Annotated in this window: 4 protein-coding genes; 2 read left to right on the top strand and 2 right to left on the bottom strand. The window is 32.9% G+C overall.

Annotated features, from left to right (window positions below; translation table 11 throughout):
- Both ACIQ11_RS09625 and ACIQ11_RS09620 read right to left on the bottom strand, forming a co-directional pair.
- On the bottom strand, positions 1 to 788 hold a 788-nt coding region (locus ACIQ11_RS09625; protein ID WP_396154413.1), incomplete at its 3' end, for an electron transfer flavoprotein subunit alpha/FixB family protein.
- Positions 789 to 839: 51 nt separating this feature from the next.
- Positions 840 to 1,586, bottom strand: coding sequence for an electron transfer flavoprotein subunit beta/FixA family protein (locus ACIQ11_RS09620; RefSeq protein WP_396154411.1), 747 nt, complete (start codon positions 1,584 to 1,586; stop codon positions 840 to 842).
- A 253-nt stretch (positions 1,587 to 1,839) separates the two neighbouring features.
- Here ACIQ11_RS09620 and ACIQ11_RS09615 point away from each other — a divergent pair, with 253 nt between their 5' ends.
- Both ACIQ11_RS09615 and ACIQ11_RS09610 read left to right on the top strand, forming a co-directional pair.
- The gene (locus tag ACIQ11_RS09615) at positions 1,840 to 2,817 is read left to right on the top strand and encodes a pyruvate dehydrogenase complex E1 component subunit beta (protein WP_396154409.1); all 978 of its coding nucleotides are present in this window, start codon (positions 1,840 to 1,842) and stop codon (positions 2,815 to 2,817) included.
- A gap of 121 nt (positions 2,818 to 2,938) precedes the next feature.
- On the top strand, positions 2,939 to 3,445 hold a 507-nt coding region (locus ACIQ11_RS09610), incomplete at its 3' end, for a carboxypeptidase-like regulatory domain-containing protein (RefSeq protein ID WP_396154407.1).

Here is a 3,445-nt window from a genome sequence, read left to right as displayed (position 1 = left end):
CCAACAGCAATATATAAATTAGCCGCAACTGGTTTTCCTGTTTGCCCTACGTGTTCCCCGTGTGGACGCCATCCAATATCCGAAACAGGTTTAGAACAAGCGGTTGCTGCACCAAGTACAGTTGCTAATTCTTCAATCATTCCCCAATTTTCTGGTCCTTTTAATCCACGTCCTGCAGACACCACAATTTCAGCATCAGCAATGGTTACTTTACCAGTAGTTTTTTCTGAATTGGTTACTTTTACCCCAAAATCTGCATCAGATAAAGCTGGTGAAAAATCTTCTTCCGTTAATGAAGTTGCATTTTCAATCAATCCGAATGAATTTTTTGAAATTCCTAAAACTTTTACATCTGTAGCAATTTCTGATAAATTAAATGCTTTGTTAGAAAAAGCACTTCTTTTAACTTGAAATGGAGTTACACTTAAAGGCGCTTCAATTACATTTGAAGCAAATCCTGCATTTAAATGTACAGCTACCAATGGAGCTATGTGTAAACTATCTGTAGTTGAAGCTAAAATTACCACTTTAGCACCCTCTTTTTCTGCAGCTTGCTTAATTACATCTGCATACGCTTGGGCGCTGAAAGAATTTAATTTATCATTTGTTACTTTTAACACTTTACTCACTCCGTAAGCAGATAAAGCATTATTTTCTGTAGCATTAATTGAAACGGCAGTAACTGTTGTTCCAAGCATATCGGCTACTTTTTTAGCATATGAAGCAATTTCAAAAGCTACTTTTTTGAATTTACCTTCGTTTGATTCTGTATATATTAAAACTGACATATCTTTTTATTTACGATTTACGATTTACGATTTACGTTTTGCGATTTACAATTAAATTACTTTAGCTTCGTTGTGTAATAAATTAATTAATTCATCTATATTATCTGCGCTGATTAATTTTACTGCTGATTTTGCTGCTGGTTTTTCAAATTTCACTGAAGAAGTGGCATTAGCGTCTGAAGTTGGTTCAACAATATTTAATGCTTTCGTTCTGGCGGTCATAATACCACGCATATTTGGAATTCTTAAATCTTTTTCTTCAACCAATCCTTTTTTACCTGCAATAATTAAAGGTAAACTTGATGTAGCCGTTTCTTTACCGCCATCAATTTCTCTAATCGTTGTAGCTTCAGTGCCAGAAATTTCAATTCCAATACAAGCATTTACAAAATTAAAACCTAATAATCCCGCTAACATTCCAGGTACCATTCCTCCATTATAATCAATAGATTCTGTACCTGCAATAATTAAATCGTAGCCACCTTGCTTCACCACGTTAGCCAATTGTTTTGCAACAAATAAGCCGTCTGTCGGATTGGTATTTATACGAATGGCTTCATCCGCACCAATGGCTAAGGCTTTTCTTAATGTAGCTTCGGCATCTGCACCACCTACATTAACAACAGTTACGTGGGCACCATTTTGCTCTTTTAACACAATTGCTTTGGTTAAACCAAACTCGTCATTTGGATTAATAACATATTGAACCCCATTTGTATCAAACTCGGTATCGTTATTAACAAAATTAATTTTTGAAGTAGTATCAGGAACGTGACTGATGCAAACTAATATTTTCATTTTTATACTGATTTTATATTGATGCCACGAAATTACAAAAAATGTTTTAAAAAAATATTATGCACGCATATAAAATATTGTTTTTTCACAAAAATTAAATAAATTTTATGAATTGTTGAATTTAAGTAAGTAAAAATAAGAATTTGATAAGATATTATTAAAGAAATCGATTGAGTAAAAATATTAAATAATAATGAGCGTACTCATTAAAATTTATTATTTTTGCCATTCACTAAGTTTTAGAATTAATTTTATGAGAACAATACAGTTTAGAGAAGCTATTTGTGAAGCAATGAGCGAAGAAATGCGTCGTGATGAAACGGTGTACTTAATGGGAGAAGAAGTTGCAGAATATAATGGAGCCTATAAAGCTTCAAAAGGTATGCTTGATGAATTTGGACCAAAACGTGTTATCGATACACCAATTGCAGAATTAGGTTTTGCAGGTATCGCAGTAGGTTCCGCAATGAATGGATGCCGACCAATCGTAGAATATATGACGTTCAACTTCTCTTTAGTAGGAATTGACCAAATAATAAATAATGCAGCTAAAATGCGTCAAATGTCGGCTGGACAATTTCCTATGCCAATGGTTTTTCGTGGACCAACAGCATCTGCAGGACAATTAGGAGCCACACACTCACAAGCTTTTGAAAACTGGTTTGCCAATACTCCAGGATTAAAAGTGGTTGTTCCAAGTACCGTTTATGATGCAAAAGGTTTGTTAAAAGCTGCCATTCGTGATAACGACCCTGTAATTTTTATGGAATCTGAACAAATGTATGGTGATAAAGGTGAAGTTCCAGAAGGAGACTACATTATCCCACTTGGTGTAGCAGATATCAAACGTGAAGGAACTGATGTTACTATTGTTTCATTTGGTAAAATTATCAAAGAAGCACATATCGCTGCTGAAGAATTAGCAAAAGATGGCATCTCTTGTGAAATTATCGATTTAAGAACCGTTCGTCCAATGGATTACGACTGTATTATTAATTCGGTTAAAAAAACAAACAGATTAGTCGTTTTAGAAGAAGCTTGGCCATTTGCCTCTGTTGCTTCAGAAATTACATATATGGTGCAAGAACGTGCTTTCGATTATTTAGACGCACCTATCCAACGTATCACAACTGCAGATACACCAGCGCCATATGCACCAACTTTATTAAAAGAATGGTTGCCAAATAGTAACGATGTAGTAAAAGCCGTTAAAAAAGTTATGTATAAATAAATATAATTAGATAATTAGATAATAATTATTTTAGCAATAAAATTTTCAATTTGTCTACTACTTTAAAATAAAGTATATTTGAATCCCGATTTTTTCGGGATTTTTTATATTAAATACCCAAATGAAAAACCTACTAACGCTTATTATTCTAATTTCATCACTTGCTTTTTCCCAAACAAAAGTAAGTGGAATTATATTAGATGACGCCAAACAACCTGTTTCTTATGCAACGGTAGCATTTAAAAATTCCGCAGAAGGCGTAATTGCCGACGAAAATGGAAAATTTTATCTCGAATCAAAAAAAACGTTTCCTACTTTAGTGGTTTCCTTTGTTGGATATAAAGACAAAGAAATATCGCTTTCAGGTGAACATAATTACGATTTAAAAATTGTTTTAGAAAACGCAAACGAAATTGCCGAAGTAAAAGTATATGGCGGAAAAACTTCAAAGAAAAACAATCCTGCTATAGATATTCTTAGAAAAATATGGGAAAGAAAAAAGAAAAATGGATTACGACAATTTAATCAATACGAATACGATAAGTATGAAAAAATTGAATTTGATATCAATTCTATAGACAGCACATTTATGAAAAATAAAATCTTCAAAAATGTAGAATTTATTTTT

The sequence above is a fragment of the Flavobacterium sp. genome, from assembly GCF_044361065.1.
GTDB lineage: Bacteria > Bacteroidota > Bacteroidia > Flavobacteriales > Flavobacteriaceae > Flavobacterium.
Note: the sequence above shows the minus strand (reverse complement) of the source record. Positions and strands in the feature narration are given on the sequence as shown.

What these genes read in the sequence shown, in the direction of transcription:
- ACIQ11_RS09620 (WP_396154411.1), bottom strand. Translation starts at nt 1,586, where the DNA reads ATGAAAATATTAGTTTGCATCAGTCACGTTCCTGATACTACTTCAAAA.
- ACIQ11_RS09615 (WP_396154409.1), top strand. Translation starts at nt 1,840, where the DNA reads ATGAGAACAATACAGTTTAGAGAAGCTATTTGTGAAGCAATGAGCGAA.